Source organism: Bradyrhizobium sp. IC3123 (assembly GCF_020193625.1).
Lineage (GTDB): Bacteria > Pseudomonadota > Alphaproteobacteria > Rhizobiales > Xanthobacteraceae > Bradyrhizobium > Bradyrhizobium yuanmingense.
On record NZ_JADYVF010000007.1, the window covers coordinates 309,798 to 331,756 of the forward strand.

Below are 21,959 nucleotides of genomic sequence, written 5' to 3' on the forward strand. Positions count from 1 at the left end.
CTCCAAACACCACCTTCGGCGCAATGATCAAGCATGCCTCGGGTGCAGCACCGTCAAAATCAAACCCTGTTATTGGGAAACATTGCGGAGAAATTTAGCAATGCACCGCCATCTTTCGCAGCCCGTGCAGAATGGGGAGCCCGCGTGCAGTCTGTCAACCGTGGGACTACGGTTGTCAAAGGATTCCGGCCGCTGCGGCGGCGGTGCGATCAGGGCTGGCGTTTGCCTTCGTCGGCGGACCGCCAGCAGCACGGCCACCGCGACGAGCATGATTGCGGGCACATCACCCACCCGTGCATAAACGGTCGGTGGGATCGCGGCCGGCAGGTTTGCGTCCAAAATGCCTTCGAGGCCGAGACCGAGGCTGGCGACCGTGCGGCCGACCGGATCGATCACTGCGGAGATGCCGGTATTGGCCGAGCGGACCAGCGGCAATCCGAGCTCGATCGCGCGCATCCGCGACTGCTCCAGGTGCTGGTAGGGACCGGTCGAGATGCCGAACCAGCCGTCATTGGTCAGGTTCACGATCCAGCCCGGACGTTCGTTGCGTGCAGCCACTTCGTCGGGAAAGATCGCCTCGTAGCAGATCAGCGGCAACGCGGGCGGCGCGCCGGCAACGGGGAGCGCATGCCGCACGGTGCCTGGAATGAAGCCGCCGCGCACACGCGTCAGTTGCTCGAAACCGAGCTTCTCCATCAACGACTGGTACGGAAGAAATTCTCCGAACGGTACCAGATGCAGCTTGTCGTAGACGGCGAGCACGCTGCCGTCGTGGTCGATCACGTAGATCGAGTTGTAGGCCCGCGTGATCGGTGTGCCCCGCGGCACATCGGGCGCGCGGACCGATCCCGTGACCAGCACCGTGCCCTTCGGTAACAGATCGGCGATTTGCGCCATCGCGTCGGCTTCGCGGGTCAAGAAGAACGGAAAGGCGGATTCCGGCCAGATCAGGATGGTGGCATCGCGCACGCCGGTCGATTGCGGGCCGGAGGCGCGGTCCGACAGCGCAAGGTACTTCTTCATCACCTCCGGCTTGGCGGCATAGTTGAATTTCTCGTCCTGCTGCAGGTTGGGCTGCATCAGGCGCAGCTTGGCGCCGGATACGATCGTGGTCGGATGCAGCGACAGGCGGATTGCGCCAAAGATGCTCATGACGAGCAGGAGCGCGACGGCCGCGGCCGGCACCCGCCATTGCAGGCGCCGATCCGGCGTGCGGTCGATCAGCGTCGCCGGGCTCGCGAAGATCGCAATCGTCAGGAACGTCACGCCCCACAGGCCGATCAGCGAGGCCGTCTGCGCCAGCGGCAATGGCTCGGACAGCGCATAGCCGAACGTGTTCCAGGGAAAGCCGGTCAGCGCATGGCCGCGCAGCCATTCGCTGATGGTGAGGCTCGCTGCGAGCGCCAGCACGCGCGTGGCGTTCTTGCTCCAGAGCAGGCGCGCCAGCGCAAAGCCGATCGCCGTGAAGATCGAAAGATAGGCCGGCAGGCCCAGCACCGCGAACGGCGTCAGCCAGGCGAATGTGTCGGCTTCGACGAAGAAGGCGTAGCCGATCCAGTAGAGGCCGGGCACGAAATAGCCGAGCCCGAACCAATAGCCGGTCAGGGCGGCGGCGGGCACGCCGCCATAGCGGCCGGCCCCGGCGCCGTCGATCAGCCAGATCAGCACCGGGAAGGTGACGAACAGCACCGGAAAGAGGTTGAACGGTGCCAGCGCCAGCACCGACAGCGCTCCGGCCGCCATGGCGACGACTGCGCGCTGCCATCCCCAGGTGAGGATGATGGCGAGCGCAATTTGCCGAAGGCGCTGCGATGGGCTCACTGCGAGGCAGCCCCGTCGCGCGGCGGCGATGTCGGCGTGTCGCTGGCCGGCGCTTGTCCGCTCTCCGGCGTGGCTTCACGCCGCCGGCTCTCGCGCTGGGTACGGGGCGCTGGGCGCTCCTTCCGCGTCGCGATGCGCAGCCGCTTGACGCGGCGCGGATCGGCATCGAGCACCTCGACCTCGTAATTGCCGGGGCCCGAGATCACCTCGCCGCGCACCGGCAGGCGCCCGACGAAGCTGACGAGATAGCCGCCCAGCGTCTCCACCTCCTCGCCGGCCTCGCCGGTGACGAAATCCTCGCCGATCACAGAGCGGACGTCGTCGAGGCTGGCGCGGGCGTCGGCGATGAAGGCGTTGTCGGGCAGGCGCACGATCGAGGGCGGCTCGTCGCTATCGTGCTCGTCGTCGATCTCGCCGACGATCTGCTCGACGATGTCCTCGATCGAGACCAGCCCGTCGCTGCCGCCATATTCGTCGACCACCAGCGCCAGATGGATGCGCGAGGCCTGCATCTGCGCGAGCAGGTCGATCGCCCGCATCGACGGCGGCACGTAGAGTAGCTTGCGGATGATGTGCGCCTCGTGAAGCGGGAGCGCGAGATCGACCGCGCGCAAATCGAGCCCGGCCGGCAGCGGCTTCTTGCGCTTGGTCTTGGTGGCTTCCGACACGCGGGCGCGCGCGGTCATGAAGGCGAGCAAATCGCGGATGTGGACGATGCCGACGGGATCGTCGAGCGTCTCGTTGAAGACGACGAGGCGCGAATGGCCGGCGCTCTCGAAGCGGTCCATCAATTCCCCGAGCGGGATGTCGCGCTTCACCGCGACGATGTCGGCGCGATGCACCATGACGTCGGCGATGCGGCGCTCGTGCAGGCCGAGGATGTTGCGCAGCATGGTGCGCTCGACCGCGGAGAAGCCGGTGTCGTCGGGCGTCGAGGCGTCGAGCACGACCTGGAGGTCGTCGCGCACCGACCCCGCCTTCCAGCCGAACAGCGTGCGGATGGCGCGCAGCAGCCAGCTTTCGGCGCTCGGGCGCAGCACCTCGCCCGGCGTCACCACAACCGGCAGATTGGCCGTGGTGCGGGGATTGTCGTGAGTAGGCTCGGAATCCGGCATCTCAGTGCGTCCCCGGGCGGTCGGCATAGGGATCGGGGATGCCGAGATGGGCGAGGATCTCGGTTTCGAGCGCTTCCATCTCCTCGGCGTCGCCCTCGTTCTCGTGGTCGTAGCCGATCAGGTGCAGGAAGCCGTGCACGGCGAGGTGGCTCAGATGATGGTCGAACGGCTTGTGCTCCTCGTCCGCCTCGCGCCGCATGGTCTCGTAGGCGATTGCGATATCGCCGAGCATGCGCGGGGCATCGCCCGGCTTCCACGCGCCCTCCGGCTGCAGCGCCGGGAACGACAGCACGTTGGTCGGCTTGTCGATGCCGCGCCAGTTGCTGTTGAGCGTGCGGATGCCGGCATCATCGGTCAGCATCACGGCCACTTCGGCGTCGGCAACGTCTTCGTCGACGCTCTCGGCGGCCGCCGCCAGTGCGCGCTGGATCACGGCTTCGGAATCGGGCTCGCGCTGCCAGCAATCGGCGACGACGAGGACCTCGGTCATGGGAAGGTTGGAATGGGACATTGTGTTGTCTCGGACGAAGGGTGCCGTGCTCGCGCCCTGTTTGGTCCGGTGCTGCCTCGTCAGGATTGACCGGTGGCCGGCCGCTGCGGCGGCCCTTCATAGGCGGCGACGATCCGCGCCACGAGCTCGTGGCGGATCACGTCCTCCGCCTTGAAATGAACCTGGGCGATGCCCTCGACGCCGCTCAGGAGGCGGGTCGCCTCGGCCAGGCCCGAGGTCTGGCCGTTCGGCAGGTCGATCTGCGAGGGATCGCCCGTCACGATCATGCGGCTGTTCTCGCCGAGACGCGTCAGGAACATCTTCATCTGCATCGACGTGGTGTTCTGGGCCTCGTCCAGGATGATGGCGGCGTTGGTCAGCGTGCGGCCGCGCATGAAGGCGAGCGGCGCGATCTCGATCTCGCCGGTCTGCAGCGCGCGCTCGACGATGCGCGCATCCATGAGGTCGTAGAGCGCATCATAGATCGGCCGCAGATAAGGATCGACCTTCTCGCGGAGATCGCCGGGCAAAAAGCCGAGCCGCTCGCCGGCTTCCACCGCCGGGCGCGACAGGATGATCTTGTCGACCTCCTTGCGCTCGAACAGCTGCGCGGCATGCGCGACGGCGAGCCAGGTCTTGCCGGTGCCGGCGGGGCCGATGCCGAACACCAGCTCGTGCCGCTTCAGCGCGCGGATGTAGGAATCCTGCGCGGCGGTGCGCGCCCGCACCGGACGCTTGCGCAAGTTGATGCTGTCGAAGATCGATTTGGCCGATTTGGCGTCGAACTCGAACAGCGAGCCCTGCGCGATCACGGCGCGGATCGCGCCCTCGACCTCGCCCTGGTCGAGATCGTGCCCCTTCGCGGCCTGCGCGTAGAGCATCTCCAGCACGCGGCGCGCAGCGTCGCAGCCGTCGCGGGTGCCGCCGATGGTGATGTGGTTGCCCTTGGAATCGACGATGACGCCGAGCCGCCGCTCGATCTGCGCCAGGTGCTGGCCGTAGGGGCCGACCAGCGCGGAAGCGGCGCGGTTGTCGTCGAAGTCGATGACGACCTGGGTCTCGGGCGGAACTTGCATGTCGCGGTCAAATTTGCGGCTGGGAGCGAACGAAGACGAATCCGATGCGCTTTTGGGCAAGGGTTCAGGCTCCACTGGCTTGCGATAAAGCGGGCTCGCGCGCCTTGCGCGGCATCACGAGCTCGCCGAGAAAACTGTAGCGCTCGAGGCTGTCGATTCTGACAGGCAGGATCTGTCCAATGATGTCGGGCGCGGCCATTACGTGGGCGGGCTGGAGGTAGGCGGTGCGGCCCACGATCTGGCCCTCCTTGCGCGCCGGACGCTCGAACAGCACGTCGACCGTTGAGCCAATCGCGGCCTTGTTGAAGGCCGATTGCTGGCTGTCGATCAGTTCCTGGAGCCGCTCCAATCGCTGGTCCATCTCGGCGGGGGACACCGTCTCCTGCATATCCGCGGCCGGCGTTCCCGGCCGGGCGGAGTATTTGAACGAATAGGCCGCAGCGTAGCCGATTTGCGTGACAAGCGCGAGGGTGGCGAGAAAATCTTGCTCGCTCTCGCCGGGGAAGCCGACGATGAAATCCGATGAAAAAGCAATGTCTTGGCGTGCGGTACGAAAACGGTCGATGACCCGCCGGTAATCATCGGCGGTATGTTTGCGGTTCATGGCCGCCAAAATGCGGTCCGAGCCCGACTGCACCGGCAGGTGCACGAACGGCATCAGGGCACCGAGGTCGCGATGGGCCGCGATCAGGCTGTCGTCGACATCGCGGGGGTGGCTGGTCGAATAGCGCAGCCGCGCGATGCCGGGAATCGCCGCCAGATGTTCGAGCAGCCGGCCGAGCGGCCAGGTTTTTCCGTCCGGTCCGTCGCCGTGATAGGCGTTGACGTTCTGCCCGATCAGCGTGAGCTCGCGCACGCCGTTGTCAGCGAGCCGCTTCACGTCCTCGACGATCTTCGCGACGGGGCGCGACACCTCTGCGCCGCGCGTATAGGGCACGACGCAGAAGGTGCAGAACTTGTCGCAGCCTTCCTGCACCGTGACGAAGGCGGAAATGCCACGCGCGCGGATCGCGTCCGGCTTCGGCTGGGCCAGGAAGCCGAACTTGTCCGCGGCGGGAAATTCGGTCTCGATCGCGCGGCCTTCGCCCTCGGCGCGCTTCAACAGCTCCGGCAGATGATGATAGCTCTGCGGTCCCACCACGACGTCGACGACAGGCGCGCGCCGCACGATCTCCTCGCCCTCGGCCTGCGCCACGCAGCCCGCCACCGCGATCTGCATCGCGCGGCCTGCACGCGCGGCCTCGTCCTTGGCGACGCGTAGCCGGCCGAGCTCGGAATAGACCTTCTCCGAGGCCTTCTCGCGGATATGGCAGGTGTTGAGGATGACGAGGTCGGCATCCTCCGCGCTCGCCGTCTCCACGAATCCTTCCGGGGCCAGCGTGTCCACCATGCGCTGGGCATCGTAGACGTTCATCTGGCAGCCATATGATTTGATGTGCAGCTTGCGCGGCGGCGTCATGGAACCCGAAATGGAGCTGGAGGACGGCCCTCAGATATAGGCTGCAGGGCCGAAAATCCAGCGAATGGAGCCATTTCCGCCCGTCATTCCGGGGCGCGCGCCGGCGCGAACCCGGAATCCAGAGGTTTTACTGCGAGATTCCGGGTTCACGCGCGTCGCGCGTGCCCCGGAATGACGGTTCGGGGCAACATCAGCCCGCCAGAGCGTCCGCCGCGACCCGCCGGACCAGCTCGGGCAGCTGATGCATGTCGGCAAAGAGCAGGTCGGCGCCGGCCAGGCGCAGAGTTTCGGCATAGCCGTCGCGGCAATGGCTGCCCCCGTAAAAGCCGAAAACCGTCATGCCGGCGGCGCGGGCGCCGGCGATGCCGGCCAGGCTGTCCTCGATCACGACGCAGCGCTCGGGCGGCACGCCCATTTGGCTCGCCGCGAACAGGAACAGGTCCGGCGCCGGCTTGCCGTTCGTCACCTGCGAGGCCGAGAAGATGTTTGGCGCGAGGCGTTCGTACAGCCCGGTGCTCCCGAGGCTCACGCGCATGCGCTGATGCGAGCCGCTGGAAGCAACACAGACGGCTTGCGTGACGACATCCAGCACGTCGTGGATGCCGCGGATCGCTTCGAGGTCGGCTTCGAATGCGCGAAACAGCTCGTCCTGGAGATCGCCGTGATAGGCCTCGGGCAGCTTGCGGCCGAGCTCGGTCTCGATCTCGAGATTGGCCTGCTTTGTCGAGCGGCCGAGGAAGCGCGCGAACACCTGCTCCGACGTGATCGGATAGCCGTGGCGCGTCAGCACGTCCGCATGCGCCCGGCAGGAGATCACCTCGCTGTCCACGAGCACGCCGTCGCAATCGAAGATGATGAGATCGATGGGCACTAAACTCAATTCGTCGGCTTGTCGTCGTCGAGCGGGACGCAATAGAGCTCGAGCCGGTGGTCGACCAGGCGATAGCCGAGCTTGCGGGCGATCTCCGCCTGCAGTTTCTCGATCTCCTCCGAGGTGAACTCGATCACCTTGCCGTCGCGCAGATTGATGAGGTGGTCGTGATGGCTGTCGCGCATCTGCTCGTAACGCGCGCGGCCCTCGCGGAAATCGTGGCGTTCGATGATGCCGGCGTCCTCGAACAGCTTCACGGTGCGATAGACCGTCGAGATCGAGATCTTGTCGTCGACCGCAACGCAGCGCCGGTAGAGTTCCTCGACATCGGGATGATCAATCGCTTCGGCCAGCACGCGGGCGATGACGCGGCGCTGCTCGGTCATGCGCATGCCCGTTGCGGCGCAGCGCGCCTCGATCTCGGATGTCTTGGACACAGAAGAATGTTTCAGTGTGGTCATAGCGTTGTCTGCCTGGGCGGGCGCTTTCTGCCGCCGATGTTACGACAAGTCACGCCGCATCAGAAGGGCGTTCAATTGTTCCCCGTTGGGCTGCTTATAGTAGCGATCGCGGCGTCCGACCACCACGAATCCGGCTCGATCGTAAAGCCGCCGCGCCGGCTGGTTGTTCTCCTCCACTTCCAGAAATATGGTGCGTACGCCGCGCCCGGCGAGGTGGCCGAGATGGGTCATCAGCAGCGTGCGGGATAGCCCGCGGCCGCGATAAGCCCCGTCCACCGCGATCGAGAGAATCTCCGCTTCGTCCGCGCCGATCCGCGACACCGCAAAGCCGATCGTCTTGCGGCCGAGCCGCAAGCGATGCACCAGCGTGTTGCGCTCGCTCATCATGCTCTCGAACTCGCCTTCGCCCCAGCCGTGCGCGAAGGAGGCGCCGTGCAGCTGCGCGAGGCGCGCGGCATCGCGCATGGTCGCGGGCTCGACGGCGGCGGTGCCGCCGCGCCACCACTCCGACAGCCATCTCATCATGAGGTCGCGGCTTGTGCTGCGAGTGGCGTCGATGCCGCCGGCTTGGCGTCGGGCGCTTTCAGATAGAACGGCCGCGCCGGATTGGTGTCGGGATTGGCCGCCGCACCGAGCCAGGCGACCCAGCTGATGTCGGGCGCGGGCTGCGCGTCGACCGCGACGGGTTGCGGTCCGTCCTTCGGCCAGCGACCTGCGAGGATCCCGGCGGCATTGCCGACCAGGTGCGGCGCGCCGAATTGCGAGGCCGCGATGGCCGCGTCGATGGAGGCGACAGCCGGCCGCACCAGCTGGCTGCCATCGCCGGCGACGATCTGGAAATAGACGCGATCGTGCCGCGCATCGATCGCAGAGATCACCGGCACCGTTCCGCTCTTGGCGACGACCCCAGCGGCATAGGCCGACAGCGTCGTCAGCCCGACCGCCGGCCGTTTCGCCGCCAGCGCAAGGCCCCGCGCCGCCGAGATGCCGACGCGCAGGCCGGTGAAGCTGCCGGGCCCGACCGTGACGGCGATGCGGTCGAGCGAGGTGAAGGAAAGGCCGGCCGATTGCATCACGCGCGCGATCATCGGCATCAGCGCCTCGGCATGGCCGCGCGTCATCAGCTGCGATTCCCGTGCGAGGAGCTCGCCGGCGTCGGTGTCGAGAACGGCGGCCGCGCAGGCTTCGAGCGCAGTATCGATGGCAAGGATCAGCATGATGGAGCAAATGGCGAGTGGCGAATGGAGAACACTCTAGCGAACCAGGCGCCTCTCCGCCATTCGTCAGGCAGGATTTGCACTTCCGATATGCCCTATTGCGCAAGGAGGGCTATCGCATTTGAGAGTTTTTCCCTGGCCATCCTTCGAGACGCCCGCTGGGGCGGGCTCCTCCGGATGAGGGCGGAGTGCGCGGCAACAGTTTCAAGGAGCACTGATGCTGACTAGCCTCATCCTGAGGAGGCGCGTAAGCGCCGTCTCGAAGGACGAGGCGTGCGCGCAGGCCGCTGCCACAAATCATATGCGATAGCCCCGCATTTCGCAGGGTGGGCAGGATTATCCCTCGCGTGCGTTCCTGAATTCCTTGGTCGCCTTGTCCAGCACGAACAGCGATCCCTCCGCCACGCCGAAATAGGCGCCGTGGGTCTGCATCCGGCCGCTCTCCACGGCCTTGCGGACGAACGGGAAGGTCATCAGGTTTTCCAGGCTGCGGAACACGGCGGCCTTCTCGATGCGCTCGACGAATTGCGCCATGGTCTCGTGCTCGCGCTGCTCCACGACCTCGCCCGGCTTGATGAACATCTGCATCCAGCGGCCGATGAAGTCGCCGGGCGTGAGCGGCTCGATCTTGTCGATGAAGGCACGGATGCCGCCGCATTGGGCGTGGCCGAGCACCACGATGTGCTTCACCTTCAGCACTGTCACCGCAAACTCCAGCGCTGCCGAGACGCCGTGCGCGCCTTCGTCAGGCTGATAAGTCGGCACCAGATTGGCGATGTTGCGGACGACGAAGAGCTCGCCCGGCCCCGCGTCGAAGATCACCTCGGGGGAGACCCGGGAGTCACAGCAGCCGATCACCATGGTCTCAGGCGACTGCCCTTTGACCGAGAGCTCACGATAGCGGTTCTGCTCGGTCGGCAGCCGCTGGGTGGCGAAGGCCTTGTAGCCTTCCAGCAAGTGCGTCGGGAATGTCGTCATGGCCCATGCCTAATCACATACCGCCAAGACCGACAAGCCTTTCGAATGGGCAGGCCAAATGCTATCGCCTGGGGGACGATAGACCAGGAAGGAACGCCAGCATGACCCGCCCGCGCCGCAGCCATCTGTTCATGCCCGGCTCCAACCCGCGCGCGCTGGAAAAGGCGCGCAATCTCGCCGCCGACGGCCTGATCCTCGATCTCGAGGATTCCGTCGCCCCGGAGGCCAAGGCGGCGGCGCGCGACGGCATTGCGGCGGCGATCGCCGCCAAGGGTTTTGGCAGGCGCGAGGTCCTGATCCGGACCAACGGCCTCGATACGCCCTGGTGGCCAGATGACGCCGCCATGGCCGCCAAGGCCTCGCCGGACGGCATCCTGGTTCCAAAAGTTTCAAGCGTCGAGGATCTCGACGCCATCGGCCGCAAGCTGGCCGAGCTCGGCGCCGCGCCGACCGTCAAAGTCTGGGCCATGATCGAGACCGCGCGCGCCGTGCTGCATGCCGAGGAACTGGCCGCCGCCGGCCGCGATCCTTCGCGCCGTCTCTCGGGCTTCGTGTTCGGCCCCAACGACATCTCGCGCGAGACGCGGATCCGGATGCTGCCGGGCCGCGCCGCGATGATCCCGATGATCACCCATTGCATCCTGGCGAGCCGCGCGCACGGCCTCGAGATCCTCGACGGCCCCTACAGCGACATCGCAAATTCCGACGGTTTCGCCACCGAATGCGCGCAAGGCCGCGATCTCGGCTTCGACGGCAAGACGCTGATCCACCCCTCCCAGATCGACGCCTGCAACGCCATCTTCACCCCGCCTGAGGAGGAAGTCGCCCGCGCGCGAAAAATCATCGCGGCGTTCGAACTGCCGGAGAACGCCTCGCGCGGCGCGATCCGCCTGGATGGTGCGATGGTGGAACGCCTGCACGCCGACATGGCCCGGCGCACGATCGCGATTGCGGACGCGATCGCTGCGATGGGGAAGGGCTGAGGCGCGAGATCCACTTCTCCACGCGCCGCAGGTTTTGCACTCTATCGTCCCGCCCGCGAAACGGCTTTGAATTCACCGCCTGCGCCGTGGGAGGCGGCGATGGCGCTTTGCCGGAACCGCGCATCGGCAGGCTGCGGCGCCGCCAATTCCTGGCAATACATTCGATCGATCGTGCGCTGCATGAGCGCATAGCAATCGCATGCGATCCTCTCGAGCCGCGACCGATGGATCTCGACAAACCCGCGCCGCTCGGACGGGATGGCGCCGGCCTCGCGTAGCTTGCTCATCGTCAAAGTCACCGTCGTCCGCCGGACCCCAACCAGTTGCGCCAGCGCCTCCTGCGTCACCGGAAGCAGGTCCTCGGGAACGCGGTCGTGAAGCTGCAGGAGCCACCGCGCCATGCGGCCATCCACCCGGTGCAGCGCGTTGCAAGCGGCGACATGCTGGAGCTGCAGCAACACGGCGCGGGCGTGGACCTGCACGACATTCCTGATCGCTGCGCTTTGCGCATGGGCAGCGCGAAATTTGGCGGCGGAAATCACCGATGCAGTGCCGGCTGTGCGGGCAATCGCGGTCACGGATGAAGGCGAGGGGCCGAGCACGGAGAACGAGGCCAAAGCGCCTTCGCGTCCCATCAAGCTGGTCGCGACCGTTTGCCCGTCCGGCATATCGAGCATGAAGGCGATCGCGCCGCTATGGGGAAAATAGACGGGGTCGAGTTCGTCGCCCGATCGCACCAGGACGGCATCGGGTTCGAACGAGACCTTCTGGAAGTGGGGCGTCAGCAAAGCGAGATCCGCCGGCGGCAGCGCCGCCAATAGCCGATTCCCGATGCCCTTGCGGTGGGCAGTCACGGTGTCCTCTGTTGAACGAGCACCCAACGAACGACGGGAAGCATCTGTTTCATTCGCCATGATTATCCGAAATGCGAATTGCGGAACGGCAGCGATCCAAACAGAGCTAATAATCGAGATCAAGCACGGATATTTGCGGTGAGCTTTCCCCGCATCCTCGCCGCGCAAACAGTCATACTATTTACGCCCGTTGCCATCCGACGATGCGCACAAGCGAAAGCTCTGCTGTACGCTGCCATCAGCGGTCCGGCAGATGGTCGGGTCTTTCTCGGTGACGGTAGCGGTGACGAAATCGCGGATGCGATCGCGGTGATGCGGAAGCGCTGAGGGCTCGCACACTCCGTCGCCTCGCGACGGAGTGCGCCAATGCCGCCGCACTCAGATCGTCTGGCCGCCGGACACCTCGATGCGCTGGGCCGTAACCCAGCGATTCTCCGGACCGAGCAGGCTCGCGACCATCGGCCCGATGTCGTCGGGCACACCGACGCGGCCAAGCGCGGTCATTTGCGCGAACTGCTTGTTCAAATCCGGCATGTCGCGGACGGCGCCGCCGAGGAAGTCGGTCTCGATCGCGCCCGGCGCTACGACGTTGGCGGTGATGCCGCGCTCGCCGAATTCTTTTGCCATGTAGACGGTCAGAACCTCGATGGCGCCCTTGGCGGCGGCATAGGCCGAGAAGCCGGGGAAAGACACGCGCGTCAGCCCGCTCGAGAAGTTGACGATCCGGCCATTGTCGCCAAGCAGCGGCAGCAAGGCCTGCGTCAAAAAGAACGGCCCTTTGACATGGGTGTCGAAGAGTGCGTCGAACTGCTGCTCCGTCGTCTCGGCTATGGCGGCCATTTCGCCCTGGCCGGCATTGTTGACGAGATGATCGAACTTGTCGGCGTGCCAATGCTCCGCCAGCGCCGACGCGACTTTTGCGGCGAACGCCGGAAAGGTCGATACGGAGGTGACGTCGAGCTGGAGCGCGACCGCTTTTCGGCCGAGCGCCTCGATCTCGGTGACGACCTCGCGGGCGGCGGCGGCGCCGCTGCGATAGGTCACGATGACGTCGCCGCCGTGACGCGCGATGGCGATTGCGGTATTGCGGCCAAGGCCCCGGCTGGCGCCGGTGACGAGCGAAATGGTGGGCATTTGAGGCTTCCTCGTGAAGTTTCGGTGGGGCCTTTCTGCCTGTGATCGAGCATCCGGTGTTGCCGGATGCTCCGATCGTCTTGCCCAATCCTCCAGGAATGCGGCCGGCGGCAGCCTTGCCTGAAACTCCCGTCTTCTTGCCCGATCGCCCCTCGGCAATTGCCGGCATGCTTGGCGCGGCCTAGATTGGGCCCGTGACCGAAACGCTGCTCCAGATCGCCAGCCGTTACGCCGCAGCTCACGCCGACGGCAAAGGCCTTGCGTGCACGCCTTTCGCAGGCATCTCGATCATTCGTGAGACCGCGCCGAGCGCGCTCCAATTTGCGATCGCCAAGCCCCTGGTCGCTTTGGTGCTGCAAGGTGCCAAGCGTGTTGCGGTCGGCGCCACGTCGTTCGACCTGGGTGCGGGCGATTCGCTGGTGATCTCGAGCGACGTGCCGACGGTCAGCCAGATCACGCGCGCCACAGCCGCGGTGCCCTATTTGTCGCTCGTCGTCGAGCTCGATCCCATCGTCATCGAGGGGCTGGTCGTCGAGATGGGGGCCGCGCCTTATGTTCCGTCGCAGCCGCTTCGGGTCGAGCCGACGGAGCGGGATGTGAGCGATGCGGCGCTGCGGTTGTTGCGCCTGATCGATCGGCCCTCATCCGCCTCGATCCTCCAGAGCCAAGTGCTGCGGGAGCTGCATTATTGGCTATTGGCCGGTCGGCACGGGGGTGCCATCAGGGCGCTCGGTATGGCCGACAGCCATGCGCAGCGGATCGGCCGTGCGGTTGCGATCATTCGCGCCGACTATGCCAAGCCTTTGCGTGTCGACCGGCTCGCCAAGGCCGCGGGGATGAGCCACTCGGCCTTTCACCTGCACTTTCGCAGCATCACCTCGCTGACCCCGCTTCAGTTCCAGAAGCAGCTGCGCCTGATCGAGGCGCGCCGCACCATGCTGGCCGATGGCGCGAGCATCGCGACCGCCTCTCATCGGGTCGGCTACGAAAGCGTCACGCAGTTCACGCGGGAATATTGCCGATTGTTCGGCATGCCGCCTGGGCGCGACATGCGCGAGGCGAAGCGGCGCGTCGAATCGGCGGCTTGAAGAGTTCTCACATGGCGACGATCGACAGGATCTACATCCTCGACGGAGGCATTGCTGAGGTCGAAGACGGTTCGATCTATTCTCCCGGCATCAATGTCGGCATTCCCATGACATTGAGCTGCAATGCCTATCTCATTCGTCACCGCGGCGAGTGGCTGATCTGGGATACGGGAATAGCAGATGAGCTGGCGAAGTATCCGGAAGGGCGCATCATCGCACACGGCATACGCGGCATCGTGCGTCGTCCCATCGCGGACCAATTGGATGAAATCGGGGTGCGGCCCCGCGATATCGGCACGATCCTCCTCTCTCACGCGCATTTCGATCATATCGGAAATGTCGACCTGTTCGAAAACGCAAGATGGATCGCTCAACGGGCCGAGTTCGAAGCCATGTTCGGACCTGACCCCGACGAGTTCGGCTACTCACTGCCGCACTACGAGGCGTTGCAGGAGCGGCCTTTCGAGATTGTCGATGGCGACCACGACATATTTGGCGACGGCGCGGTGCGCATGATCTTCACGCCCGGCCATACTCCCGGGCATTGCTCGCTGCTGGTGAAGCTGCCGCGGCGCGGCGCCGTGCTGCTGAGCGGTGACGTCGCGCACAACCGGGAGAACCTCCGGCACATGCGCGTGCCGTCGTTCAATGCCGACCCGCAGGCGACGGTTGCGTCGATGGCCAAGGTGGTCGAGCTGCTACGCGTCGAGAACGCCGAAATCTGGATCAATCACGATACGGCGCAAAGCCAGGGGATGGCTTACGCGCCGAAATGGATCGAGTAGCGCAATGCCTCACCGCGGCACGAGGTCGGCACGCTCGAGCGTCTCCAGGGTCGAGGCGTTGGCGCAATAGCCGTGGTAATTCTCCGCGGCGGTGCCCTCAGTGAGATCGCGGTCGCACTGTCCCTTGTGATTGCAGAGCGAGCAGACCCGCTCGAGGTCGCGGAGCAGCAGCGGCTGCGCGCGGCCGAGCGCCTCACTGCTGATGCCGAGCTGTTCGAGCATCTTCGGCAGCTCGTCGGCGGCGTGCCGGCCATGACGGACCAGCTCCTCCAGATCGTCCGGCGCGATCCTGAGATCATTGGCGATCCGGTCGAAATCGGCGCGGTCGAGCTGCCGCATTTCGTTGATCTCGCGGCGGTGCTTCACCCAGTTCGCGAAGGACTCGATGAGATCCTGGACGATGGGGTAGGGCCTGGTTGCGGTGCTCATGGAAAGCTCCATTCGGACGGTCGGAATTGGAGCGAGATAAGCACAATGATGCAGAAGCGCGTTGCGCTGGATCAAACAGGAAAGAGCGGGGTTGCCGACCTCTCCCGCTTGCGGGAGAGGTCGCGCCGAAGGCGCGGGTGAGGGCTCTTTCCTCTGGGGGATTGTCCCATTGCGGAGATACCCTCTCCCCGACCCTCTCCCGCAAGCGGGAGAGGGAGCGCACCTCCTGCGCCGCAGCTACCTGAATCTCTCCGCCGCCCACGCATACAGGCTGCCGGGAATCGGCTTCTCGCCGCCGCGTCCCTTCGGCGAGATGTGCAGGCCGATGATGGCGGGGTCGGTGACCAGGCCAAGATAGCTCGAGGGATCGAAGAACAGCTTTGGCTCGGCATGCACGGCATAGAACGATTGCTTCGGCAATGCGTTCTGCAGCTCGCCGGTGCGGCGCGCGAGCGCGGTGAGTGCCGCGGGCCCGTAGATCGCGACGCGAACATCCGAGAGCCGGTTCGAGCCGCCGCGCAAACGGCGCATCATGAAGGTGATGCGATGGCGCAGCGACAGCCAGTTCGGCGTCAGCTCCTCCTGCTCCATCAGCTCCGCGAAGGCGGCAACGATGCCGTGCGCGGGCGGCAGATAGAGCACGGAATTGCCGAGCTGGCGCGGCCGCTCCCAGGCGAAGTACGGTTTGGCCGGATCGATCTCGACCGGCCTCAACAGCAGCACGTCGGCATCCAGCCAGAGGCCGAGGCCCTTCGCCATCAGCTTCATGCGGAAGAAGTCGCTGAACTGCAGAATGGTCCAGTCGCGCCAGCTGCCGTCCGGCTGCGGCGGGCGCAGGCGTTCGGAGAACGCATGCGGCAGGATCGCCTCGGCCTCGGCATTCGCGACGCCGGCCGGCAATCCGGGAATAGTGTCGAAGCTGTAGACCGTGACCTTGTGGCCGGCAGCCAATTGCGAGCGCAGACAGGTCTGGCGCAGCGCGTCCATCGGGCCATGCCAGAAGGTGACGATCTCGGGCAGCATGCGGGAAGTCATAAGGGATAATCAGAACAAAGAAAAAGCCCCGGCGCTTGCGGCACCGGGGCTCAACAAAAACTTGCGATCAGGCCCAGGCGCGTTCGCGCTTGAGCTTGTCCTCGTAGGAGTCGATCGAGGCCTTCTTCTCCATGGTGAGGCCGATGTCGTCGAGGCCGTTGATCAGGCAGTGCTTGCGGAACGGGTCGATCTCGAACTTGACCTTGCCGCCGTCGGGGCCGCGGATCTCCTGGTTCGGCAGGTCGATCGTCAGCGTCGCATTGGCGCCGCGCTCGGCGTCATCGAACAGCTTGTCGAGGTCTTCCTGCGACACGCGGATCGGCAGAATGCCGTTCTTGAAGCAATTGTTGTAGAAGATGTCGCCGAACGAGGTCGAGATCACGCAGCGGATGCCGAAGTCGAGCAGCGCCCAGGGCGCGTGCTCGCGGCTCGAGCCGCAGCCGAAATTGTCGCCGGCGACCAGCACCTTCGCGTTGCGATAGGCCGGCTGGTTGAGCACGAAATCCGGATTCTCGCTGCCGTCGTCCTTGTAGCGCTGCTCGGAGAAGAGCCCCTTGCCAAGTCCGGTGCGCTTGATGGTCTTGAGGTACTGCTTCGGAATGATCATGTCGGTGTCGACATTGATGATCTTCAGCGGCGCCGCGACGCCTTCCAGCGTGGTGAACTTGTCCATGGTTGCGCTTTCCCGCACGTGGTTCAGGGAACCGGCTATTTATCGCGATCGGGCCGGAAATCCTAGGCCGAATTCGGCAGGGCTAGTCTGCCGTAGGGGGTTTGAAGCCGAACTGGCGCGGCATCGGGATTTCACCTCTCCCCGGTGGTGAGAGGTGGACCGAGAGCGTCCTACTCCGCCTTAGCCTCAATCGCGGCCATATCATCGTCCGACAGACCAAAATGGTGGCCGATCTCGTGGATCAGGACATGGCGGACGATGTGGCCGAGGCTTTCGTCGTGCTCGGCCCAATAATCCAGGATCGGGCGGCGGTAGAGCCAGACCATGTTGGGCAGCCGTGCCACGTCGCCAAAGCTCTGCTGGGGCAGGCCGACGCCCTGGAACAGGCCGAGCAGGTCGAACTCGCTCTCGCATTCCATCTCGTCCAGGACCTCCTCGGTCGGGAAGTCGTCGACGCGGACGATCACGCCCGCGCAAAGCTTGCGAAATTCCGCCGGCAGGCGCTCGAACACGTCGTGAGCCATCGCCTCCATTTCGGCCAGCGAAGGGGCTTTCAATTCCGTCCACATGAGCACCTCTTAGCGCGGGTTTCCCGCTGATGCATCTGGCTTTATAAGCGCGGCGAGGTTGACGGGCGCCGCCAAAACGGGGAGCGTGGGGCCCTCAAACGGGACGTTTCAGGCGGGCGGGAAAATGCGAGCGAAAACAGCGCTGGTTCTACTGTGCATGGGGTTGTTTTCGCAGCTTTGCGTCGGCGCCGAGGCGCAGGCCGCCAGTTCCGAAATCCGGATGGCCCAACTGGTCTCGCCGGACGATGTCCCCCCGCCGCGCAAGCGGCCGCGCCTGCGCATCACGCCCTATTACAGCCCGGACGGCGTCTATCCCCGCTACAATCCCGGCCCCGACGCGGTCCGCGTCTGCAATGCCACCTATGTGCAGGAGTACCGGCCGAGCGGCACGGTGATCGTGCCGCGCGTGAGCTGCTACTGGCGCCGGGGCTGACTTCGCGGCGACCGCGTGAGGGTGTGATGGCGAGATGGATCGCATGGGCCTTTGCCGTCGCGCTGGCCACTGGGCTGCCTCGCGCATCCGCCGCGCCAAGGGCGACGGTCCCGGAGGCATCGGCGGGAATCGCGGTTTTCGATGTGCGACGACACGCGCGAACCTATGACATCGCACGGCCTGCCGTGCGCCGTGATCCGCGCTACTACGCGCGCCCTGTCCATTACCGTCCCTATCCCTATGGCGTGCCGGCGCCGTTCGTCTTCACCTATGGGCCCTTCTGGTAAGGCGCCGCCTTGGACCGTCGGCTTTGCGATCGCGCGAGGCACGGCGTCGCAGCGCGGCGCTGTGCCTCGTTCATTCATGGCGCGTTCACATCGCTGTCCGCAACTTGATCTCGGGAGCGACCGCAATTGAACGGCAATGGCGCGGCGGAGACGTCGCAGCTCTGCCGTCCGGATTCAGGGAGGATTCCATGCTGAGGATGTTGGGCCGCCGGGTCGGCTCGGTGCGCTTGCTCGGGCTTGCGGCCGCCGCGACGCTGATGCTGTCGGCCGGCAGCGTGCGCCGCGCTGAGGCGCTCACCTTGATCAATCCGGCGACGTCGCCGATGACGAAGGCCGCGACCGACGATCTCGTCACGCAGGTTCGCCGTGGCGGGCACGGCGGACATGGCGGCGGGCATTTTCACGGCGGCGGTTTTCGCGGCGGCGGCGGGCATATCGGCCGCGGTTTCCACGGCGGTGGCTTCCGCGCCGCGCCGGCCTTTCACCACAGACATATCGGCATCCATCGCCATGGCGGCTTTCGCCACGGCGGATATGGCGGGGTCCACCGGCACTGGGGCCATCACCGCCCCCATTTCCGGCATCGTCACTTCTACCGGCCCTATTATGTCGGCGGCTACTATCCTTCCTACTCTTATCCGCGCCGCTGCCGGATCATCTGGACCTATTACGGCCCGCGCCGCGTCTGCCACTGGCCGCGGTGGCACTATCCGTACCGCTATTGGTGACGTGAGTGAATTGCTGGCTCTGCATTCGTCATGGCCGGGCATAGCCGTCCGAAGGACGGCGTCGCTTCCGCTCGCCTATGTCCCGGCCATCCACGTTCTTGGGGCTTGCGCAGAGAGTTCGTGGATGCCCGGGACGAGCCCGGGCATGACGGAGAGACTGGTTAGAGCCAATCCTTCAGCTTCCACGACGAAGCTTTCCACCGCATCAGGTTCTCCAGCTTCATTGCTTGAACATCGCCGGCGGCCAGCGGCTGAGCTTGGAGATCTCCTCGACCTCCGGCTTGGCGACGATGCGCAACGGCGGCGCGCGTCGCCGGTGCTGGCGCGTGGCCTCGCTGATGAGATCGACATATTCCGGCTTGTTGGCCATGACGTGTCCTCGCGAAACCGTCGCGAGGACATCGTCGGCGCCGTCGATTAACGACGCTTTGCCGCGATTGCTACAATTGCAGGAACCAGCTTAGCGCCAGTCCCTGACGTCGACGAAGTGGCCCGCGATCGCCGCCGCTGCCGCCATCGCCGGCGACACCAGATGGGTGCGGCCCTTAAAACCCTGGCGGCCTTCGAAATTGCGGTTCGAGGTCGAGGCGCAGCGCTCTTCCGGCTTCAGCTTGTCCGGGTTCATGGCAAGGCACATCGAGCAGCCCGGCTCGCGCCATTCGAAGCCGGCCTTGATGAAGATCTTGTCGAGACCCTCGGCTTCGGCTTGCTCCTTCACGATGCCGGAGCCCGGCACGACCATGGCGTTGACGTTCGCCGACACGGTCTTGCCTTCGGCGATCTTCGCCGCGGCCCGCAGGTCCTCGATGCGGCCGTTGGTGCAGGAGCCGATGAAGACGCGGTCGAGCTTGATGTCGGTGATCTTCGTGCCCGCCGTCAGGCCCATATATTTCAGCGCGCGATGCTTGGAGATGCGCTTGGCCTCGTCCGCGATCTTATCAGGATCGGGCACGATACCGGTGACAGAAATCACGTCTTCAGGCGAGGTGCCCCAGGTCACGATCGGCGGCAGCTTTGCCGCATCGAGGCGCAGCTCGTGGTCGAAATGCGCGCCGTCATCGGAGCGCAACTTCTCCCAGTAGCGCATCGCCGCGTCCCAGGCCGCGCCCTTCGGAGCCTTCGGACGATCACGCAGGAAGTCGAACGCCTTCTGGTCGGGCGCAACGAGGCCAGCGCGCGCGCCGCCTTCGATCGACATGTTGCAGACCGTCATGCGGCCTTCCATCGAGAGCGCACGGATCGCTTCGCCGGCATATTCCAGCACGTAGCCGGTGCCGCCGGCGGTGCCGATCTCGCCGATGATGGCCAGGATGATGTCCTTGCCCGTCACGCCATCCGGCAATTTGCCGTCGACGGTGACGCGCATGTTCTTGGCCTTCTTCTGGATCAGCGTCTGCGTCGCCAGCACGTGCTCGACCTCGCTGGTGCCGATGCCGTGCGCGAGCGCGCCGAACGCGCCATGCGTCGAGGTGTGGCTGTCACCGCAGACGATGGTGGTGCCGGGCAGCGTAAAGCCCTGCTCGGGGCCGATGACGTGGACGATGCCCTGACGCTTGTCGAACTCGTTATAATATTCGATGCCGAACTCCTTGGCGTTTTCGGCCAGCGCCTTGATCTGCTCGATGCTTTCAGGGTCGGGATTCGGCTTGGTGCGGTCGGTGGTCGGCACGTTGTGGTCGACGACGGCGAGCGTCTTCTCGGGCGCATGGACCTTGCGCCCCGTGGCGCGCAGGCCTTCGAACGCCTGCGGCGAGGTCACCTCGTGCACCAGATGGCGGTCGATGTAGAGCAGGCAGGTGCCGTCCTCGGCTTCGTGCACCAGATGGTCGTTCCAGATCTTGTCGTACAGGGTGGTCGGCTTGGACATGAGCTCGAGCTCCGGAGAATGTGTGTCAGCGATGAGCGCGGCAGACCGCGCGGGCAACAAAATCGTCAGCGCAGCTTTTAGGCTGCGCGGCTAAGCTCTGACGTTGCCGAGGTCGCGAAGCGTCCGAAGAACCGGCCAGGCAGCCGCGAGCGATCGTCGATGACGATGCGCTGGATGGGGGCGAAGCTGGTCAGATCTGGAAACATTCTAGGAATATATAGCAGGCCGAATTGGAAGCGCGAGTGCTTTGACGCGCACGGCTGACGCAACAAAAAAGCGCGGAGCCGAGCCCCGCGCTTTCGAAAGACCTGCCTGGTGGCGAAAGCTTACTCGCCGACGGCAGCAGCGCGGTCCTGCTTCTCGACGATGCGGGCCGACTTGCCGCGAAGATTGCGGAGATAATAGAGCTTGGCGCGACGCACCTTGCCGCGGCGCACCACCTTGATCGAGTCGATCATCGGGGAGAGCAGCGGGAACACGCGCTCGACGCCCTCGCCATAGGAGATCTTGCGCACGGTGAAGCTCTCGTTGAGGCCACCGCCGGAACGGCCGATGCAGACGCCCTCATAGGCCTGCACGCGGGTGCGGTCGCCTTCGACGACCTTCACGTTGACGATCACGGTGTCGCCGGGGGCGAATTCCGGGATGTCCTTGCCGGCCGACAGCTTGTCGAATTGCTCCTGCTCGAGCTGCTTGATCAGGTTCATGGGTAAATCTCCATCGGCGCGCCCAGCCCTGGAAACGGGGGGCTGCGCAAAATTCGTCTATCCAGCCATTGCGGATTTGGCCGCTCCTATAAGGCAAGCCGGAGCGTTTGTCACCCGTCTGTCTTGGTTTTTGGCGTTTTTTGGCCGCTCCCCCGATTCGCGGCCTTTTCCCACAAATCCGGGCGCCGGGCGGCCGTCAGGGCCTCGGATTTGGCCCGCCGCCAGGCGGCCACCTTGGCGTGGTCGCCGGAGGTGAGGACAGCAGGGATCGGAACCCCCTCGAACAGCTGCGGGCGGGTGTATTGGGGGTACTCCAGCAGGCCGTCCGAAAAGCTTTCCTCGGTTCCGGAGGCTTCCTTGCCCATCACCCCCGGCAGCAGCCGGACGCAGGCGTCGATCAGGGCTAAAGCTGCGATTTCGCCCCCGGACAGCACGTAATCGCCGATCGAGACCTCCTCCAGGCCGCGCGCGTCGATCACCCGCTGGTCCACCCCCTCGAACCGCCCGCAGACGATCAGGGGGCCGGGGCCTCGGGCGAGCTCGGTGACGCGCGCCTGGGTCAATGGCCGACCCCGGGGGCTCATCAGCAGGCGCGGCCGCGCTTTTGACAGGTCTTGCCCGATTTCGGCAGCATCGATCGCCGCGGCCAGAACGTCCGCCCGCAGCACCATGCCCGGGCCGCCGCCGGCAGGCGTGTCGTCGACGCTGCGATGGCGGTCGGTAGCGGAGGCCCGGATGTCGCGCGCCTCGATCTGCCACAGCCCGGACGCGAGCGCCCGGCCGGCGAGGCTCACGCCGAGCGGCCCCGGAAACATCTCCGGAAACAGCGTCAGCACCGTCGCGCGCCAGGGTGAGGGATTGGTCATTGCATCCTAATCTCGTCGTCCCGGGGCGCGCGA

Annotated in this window: 25 protein-coding genes and 1 pseudogene; 6 read left to right on the forward strand and 20 right to left on the reverse strand. The window is 65.5% G+C overall.

Going from position 1 to position 21,959, the window contains the following annotated elements:
* Positions 1-69 precede the first annotated feature (69 nt).
* The 10 genes from lnt to I6F20_RS24120 all read right to left on the reverse strand — a co-directional run bounded on the left by lnt (position 70) and on the right by I6F20_RS24120 (position 9,488).
* The gene (gene lnt, locus I6F20_RS24075) at positions 70-1,821 is read right to left on the reverse strand and encodes an apolipoprotein N-acyltransferase (protein WP_225128078.1); all 1,752 of its coding nucleotides are present in this window, start codon (positions 1,819-1,821) and stop codon (positions 70-72) included.
* The gene (locus I6F20_RS24080) at positions 1,818-2,936 is read right to left on the reverse strand and encodes a hemolysin family protein (protein WP_225113784.1); all 1,119 of its coding nucleotides are present in this window, start codon (positions 2,934-2,936) and stop codon (positions 1,818-1,820) included. The genes lnt and I6F20_RS24080 overlap by 4 nt, the downstream gene beginning before the upstream one ends.
* A 1-nt stretch (position 2,937) precedes the next feature.
* Entirely contained in the window at positions 2,938-3,447 is a 510-nt protein-coding gene (gene ybeY, locus I6F20_RS24085; RefSeq protein WP_036008983.1) for an rRNA maturation RNase YbeY, read from the reverse strand.
* A 59-nt stretch (positions 3,448-3,506) separates the two neighbouring features.
* Positions 3,507-4,502 (reverse strand): PhoH family protein, encoded by a 996-nt coding sequence (locus I6F20_RS24090; protein ID WP_225113783.1) that lies wholly within the window; start codon positions 4,500-4,502, stop codon positions 3,507-3,509.
* 64 nt (positions 4,503-4,566) lie between these two features.
* Positions 4,567-5,961 (reverse strand): tRNA (N6-isopentenyl adenosine(37)-C2)-methylthiotransferase MiaB, encoded by a 1,395-nt coding sequence (gene miaB / locus I6F20_RS24095; protein ID WP_225128081.1) that lies wholly within the window; start codon positions 5,959-5,961, stop codon positions 4,567-4,569.
* 190 nt (positions 5,962-6,151) lie between these two features.
* The gene (locus tag I6F20_RS24100) at positions 6,152-6,832 is read right to left on the reverse strand and encodes an HAD family hydrolase (RefSeq protein ID WP_225128083.1); all 681 of its coding nucleotides are present in this window, start codon (positions 6,830-6,832) and stop codon (positions 6,152-6,154) included.
* Positions 6,833-6,837: 5 nt separating this feature from the next.
* Complete coding sequence (locus I6F20_RS24105; protein ID WP_225128085.1) at positions 6,838-7,293, reverse strand: Fur family transcriptional regulator; 456 nt, start codon at positions 7,291-7,293, stop codon at positions 6,838-6,840.
* Between the two features lie 39 nt (positions 7,294-7,332).
* The gene (rimI, locus tag I6F20_RS24110; protein ID WP_157285952.1) at positions 7,333-7,818 is read right to left on the reverse strand and encodes a ribosomal protein S18-alanine N-acetyltransferase; all 486 of its coding nucleotides are present in this window, start codon (positions 7,816-7,818) and stop codon (positions 7,333-7,335) included.
* Entirely contained in the window at positions 7,815-8,510 is a 696-nt protein-coding gene (gene tsaB / locus I6F20_RS24115) for a tRNA (adenosine(37)-N6)-threonylcarbamoyltransferase complex dimerization subunit type 1 TsaB (RefSeq protein ID WP_225128087.1), read from the reverse strand. Before tsaB ends, rimI begins: the two co-directional genes overlap by 4 nt.
* Positions 8,511-8,846: 336 nt before the next feature.
* Positions 8,847-9,488 carry a carbonic anhydrase gene (locus I6F20_RS24120; RefSeq protein ID WP_036008941.1) on the reverse strand — a complete coding sequence of 214 codons (642 nt, stop codon included), beginning with the start codon at positions 9,486-9,488 and terminating at the stop codon, positions 8,847-8,849.
* 101 nt (positions 9,489-9,589) lie between these two features.
* On the opposite strand from I6F20_RS24120, the gene I6F20_RS24125 reads away from it, so the two are divergent.
* Positions 9,590-10,471 (forward strand): HpcH/HpaI aldolase/citrate lyase family protein, encoded by an 882-nt coding sequence (locus I6F20_RS24125; RefSeq protein WP_036008938.1) that lies wholly within the window; start codon positions 9,590-9,592, stop codon positions 10,469-10,471.
* Between the two features lie 41 nt (positions 10,472-10,512).
* Here the strand turns inward: I6F20_RS24125 and I6F20_RS24130 are convergent, their stop codons facing one another.
* Together I6F20_RS24130 and I6F20_RS24135 are read right to left on the reverse strand one after the other, a co-directional pair.
* A complete protein-coding gene (locus I6F20_RS24130; protein ID WP_036024531.1) occupies positions 10,513-11,325 on the reverse strand; it encodes a Crp/Fnr family transcriptional regulator in 813 nt (270 codons plus the stop codon).
* A gap of 378 nt (positions 11,326-11,703) precedes the next feature.
* Positions 11,704-12,459 carry an SDR family NAD(P)-dependent oxidoreductase gene (locus I6F20_RS24135; RefSeq protein ID WP_225113778.1) on the reverse strand — a complete coding sequence of 252 codons (756 nt, stop codon included), beginning with the start codon at positions 12,457-12,459 and terminating at the stop codon, positions 11,704-11,706.
* Between the two features lie 194 nt (positions 12,460-12,653).
* Here I6F20_RS24135 and I6F20_RS24140 point away from each other — a divergent pair, with 194 nt between their 5' ends.
* Both I6F20_RS24140 and I6F20_RS24145 read left to right on the forward strand, forming a co-directional pair.
* Entirely contained in the window at positions 12,654-13,547 is an 894-nt protein-coding gene (locus I6F20_RS24140; RefSeq protein WP_225128089.1) for an AraC family transcriptional regulator, read from the forward strand.
* A gap of 11 nt (positions 13,548-13,558) precedes the next feature.
* Positions 13,559-14,332 carry an N-acyl homoserine lactonase family protein gene (locus I6F20_RS24145; protein ID WP_225128090.1) on the forward strand — a complete coding sequence of 258 codons (774 nt, stop codon included), beginning with the start codon at positions 13,559-13,561 and terminating at the stop codon, positions 14,330-14,332.
* Between the two features lie 9 nt (positions 14,333-14,341).
* On the opposite strand, the gene I6F20_RS24150 is transcribed toward I6F20_RS24145, so the two are convergent.
* From I6F20_RS24150 to I6F20_RS24165, 4 genes are all read right to left on the reverse strand, one after another.
* The gene (locus I6F20_RS24150) at positions 14,342-14,761 is read right to left on the reverse strand and encodes a hypothetical protein (RefSeq protein ID WP_036008979.1); all 420 of its coding nucleotides are present in this window, start codon (positions 14,759-14,761) and stop codon (positions 14,342-14,344) included.
* 237 nt (positions 14,762-14,998) lie between these two features.
* Positions 14,999-15,784, reverse strand: coding sequence for a glycosyltransferase family 32 protein (locus tag I6F20_RS24155; RefSeq protein ID WP_036024535.1), 786 nt, complete (start codon positions 15,782-15,784; stop codon positions 14,999-15,001).
* 79 nt (positions 15,785-15,863) lie between these two features.
* Positions 15,864-16,469: a 3-isopropylmalate dehydratase small subunit gene (gene leuD / locus I6F20_RS24160; RefSeq protein WP_027573022.1), complete on the reverse strand. Its 606-nt coding sequence runs from the start codon at positions 16,467-16,469 to the stop codon at positions 15,864-15,866.
* A gap of 170 nt (positions 16,470-16,639) precedes the next feature.
* Positions 16,640-17,038: a metallopeptidase family protein gene (locus I6F20_RS24165; RefSeq protein ID WP_036008911.1), complete on the reverse strand. Its 399-nt coding sequence runs from the start codon at positions 17,036-17,038 to the stop codon at positions 16,640-16,642.
* A gap of 157 nt (positions 17,039-17,195) precedes the next feature.
* On the opposite strand from I6F20_RS24165, the gene I6F20_RS24170 reads away from it, so the two are divergent.
* The 3 genes from I6F20_RS24170 (at position 17,196) to I6F20_RS24180 (ending at position 18,486) form a co-directional block, all read left to right on the forward strand.
* On the forward strand, positions 17,196-17,471 hold the full coding sequence (locus tag I6F20_RS24170) for a hypothetical protein (protein ID WP_225128092.1): 276 nt from the start codon (positions 17,196-17,198) through the stop codon (positions 17,469-17,471).
* Between the two features lie 26 nt (positions 17,472-17,497).
* A complete protein-coding gene (locus I6F20_RS24175) occupies positions 17,498-17,758 on the forward strand; it encodes a hypothetical protein (protein ID WP_225128093.1) in 261 nt (86 codons plus the stop codon).
* Positions 17,759-17,946: 188 nt separating this feature from the next.
* On the forward strand, positions 17,947-18,486 hold the full coding sequence (locus I6F20_RS24180) for a hypothetical protein (protein WP_225128094.1): 540 nt from the start codon (positions 17,947-17,949) through the stop codon (positions 18,484-18,486).
* A gap of 161 nt (positions 18,487-18,647) precedes the next feature.
* On the opposite strand, the pseudogene I6F20_RS24185 reads toward I6F20_RS24180, so the two are convergent.
* The 4 genes and pseudogenes from I6F20_RS24185 to trmD all read right to left on the reverse strand — a co-directional run bounded on the left by I6F20_RS24185 (position 18,648) and on the right by trmD (position 21,926).
* Positions 18,648-18,856, reverse strand: a pseudogene (locus tag I6F20_RS24185) (hypothetical protein).
* A gap of 90 nt (positions 18,857-18,946) precedes the next feature.
* On the reverse strand, positions 18,947-20,353 hold the full coding sequence (gene leuC, locus I6F20_RS24190; RefSeq protein ID WP_036024581.1) for a 3-isopropylmalate dehydratase large subunit: 1,407 nt from the start codon (positions 20,351-20,353) through the stop codon (positions 18,947-18,949).
* Between the two features lie 326 nt (positions 20,354-20,679).
* Positions 20,680-21,060, reverse strand: a complete 381-nt coding sequence (gene rplS, locus I6F20_RS24195) for a 50S ribosomal protein L19 (protein WP_036008895.1) — start codon at positions 21,058-21,060, stop codon at positions 20,680-20,682.
* Between the two features lie 110 nt (positions 21,061-21,170).
* Positions 21,171-21,926: a tRNA (guanosine(37)-N1)-methyltransferase TrmD gene (gene trmD / locus I6F20_RS24200; RefSeq protein ID WP_225128095.1), complete on the reverse strand. Its 756-nt coding sequence runs from the start codon at positions 21,924-21,926 to the stop codon at positions 21,171-21,173.
* Between the last annotated feature and the right edge of the window lie 33 nt (positions 21,927-21,959).